This is a genomic window from Nocardia brasiliensis IFM 10847 (genome assembly GCF_000710915.1).
Classification (GTDB): domain Bacteria; phylum Actinomycetota; class Actinomycetes; order Mycobacteriales; family Mycobacteriaceae; genus Nocardia; species Nocardia brasiliensis_A.
Map to the genome: position 1 here is coordinate 1 of NZ_BAUA01000156.1, position 1,758 is coordinate 1,758.

At 62.9% G+C, this 1,758-nt stretch carries 1 protein-coding gene; it reads left to right on the plus strand.

Features of this window, described 5'->3' with window-relative positions:
- Positions 1-5: 5 nt before the first annotated feature.
- Positions 6-1,758, plus strand: a 1,753-nt coding sequence (gcl, locus tag NBRGI_RS30435) for a glyoxylate carboligase (RefSeq protein WP_036561552.1), incomplete at its 3' end; no start/stop codon positions are given.

Consider the following 1,758-nt stretch of genomic DNA (forward strand, 5'->3'; position numbering starts at 1 on the left):
CTGACATGGCTCGGATGCGTGCGGTTGATGCTGCGGTGTTGATTTTGGTGAAGGAGGGGGCTACGCAGGCGTTTGGTTTGCCTGGTGCGGCGATTAATCCGTTTTATAGTGCGATGCGTGCGCATGGGGGGATGCGGCATGTTTTGGCGCGGCATGTGGAGGCGGCGTCGCATATGGCGGAGGGGTTCTCGCGGGCGGTGGCGGGGAATATCGGTGTTTGTGTGGGGACGTCGGGTCCGGCGGGGACGGATATGATTACGGGGTTGTATTCGGCGAGTGCGGATTCGGTGCCGATTTTGTGTATTACGGGTCAGGCGCCGGTGGCGAAGTTGCATAAGGAGGATTTTCAGGCGGTTGATATTGCTGCGGTGGCGGGGCCGGTGGCGAAGTGGGCGGTGACGGTGTTGGAGGCGGCGCAGGTGCCGGGGACGTTCGCGAAGGCGTTCCGGGTGATGCGGGAGGGCCGGCCGGGTCCGGTGTTGATCGATTTGCCGATTGATGTGCAGTTGGCGGAGATCGAGTTCGATATCGATGCGTATGAGCCGTTGGTGGTGGGGCGTGCGGTGGCGTCGCGGGCGCAGGCGGTGAAGGTGCTGGGGATGTTGAATGCGGCGGCGCGGCCGTTGATCGTGGCGGGGGGTGGGGTGGTGAACGCGGACGCGGCGGGGTTGCTGGTGGAGTTCGCGGAGGTGACGGGGGTGCCGGTGGTGCCGACGTTGATGGGGTGGGGTGTGATCGCCGATGATCATCGGTTGCATGCGGGGATGGTGGGGTTGCAGACGTCGCATCGGTATGGGAACGCGACGTTGCTGGAGTCGGATTTCGTGTTGGGGATCGGTAATCGGTGGGCGAATCGGCATACCGGTGGGGTGGACACGTATACGCGTGATCGTAGGTTTGTGCATGTCGATGTCGAGCCGACGCAGATCGGTCGGGTTTTCGCTCCGGATTTCGGGGTGATCTCGGATGCGGGTGCGGCGTTGGAGGTGTTCGTCGAGGTTGCCCGGGAGTGGAAGGCGGCCGGTGAGTTGGCCGATCGGACCGCATGGGCCGAGCGTGTGCGGGCCCGGAAGCGGGAGGGGTTGCGTAAGACGCATTTCGGTGATGTGCCGATCAAGCCGCAGCGGGTGTATGAGGAGATGAACCGGGCGTTCGGGCGGGATGTCCGTTATGTGAGCACGATCGGGTTGTCGCAGATCCAGGCCGCGCAGCTGTTGCATGTGTATCGGCCGCGGCATTGGATCAATGCGGGGCAGGCGGGGCCGTTGGGGTGGACGTTGCCCGCGGCGTTGGGTGTGGCGACGGCGGTCCCGGATGCGACGGTGGTCGCGTTGTCGGGTGATTATGATTTCCAGTTCCTGATCGAGGAGTTGGCGGTCGGGGCGCAGTTCAATATCCCGTATATCCATGTGGTGGTGAATAATTCGTATCTGGGTTTGATCCGGCAGGCGCAGCGGCAGTTCGACATGGACTATTACGTTCAGCTCGACTTCGACAACATCAACAGCCCCGAAGTGGGTGGTTACGGTGTCGACCATCTCAAGGTCGCAGAAGGGCTGGGCTGCAAAGCGATCCGTGTTTTCGAACCCGACGACATCGGTCCCGCCCTCGAGGACGCGAAGAAGCTGATGGCCGAACACCGCGTCCCGGTGGTGGTCGAGGTCATCCTCGAGCGGGTCACCAACGTGTCCATGGGACTCGAGATCGACAACATCGTCGAATTCGAAGAACTCGCCGCCACCGCCGCCGACGCACCCA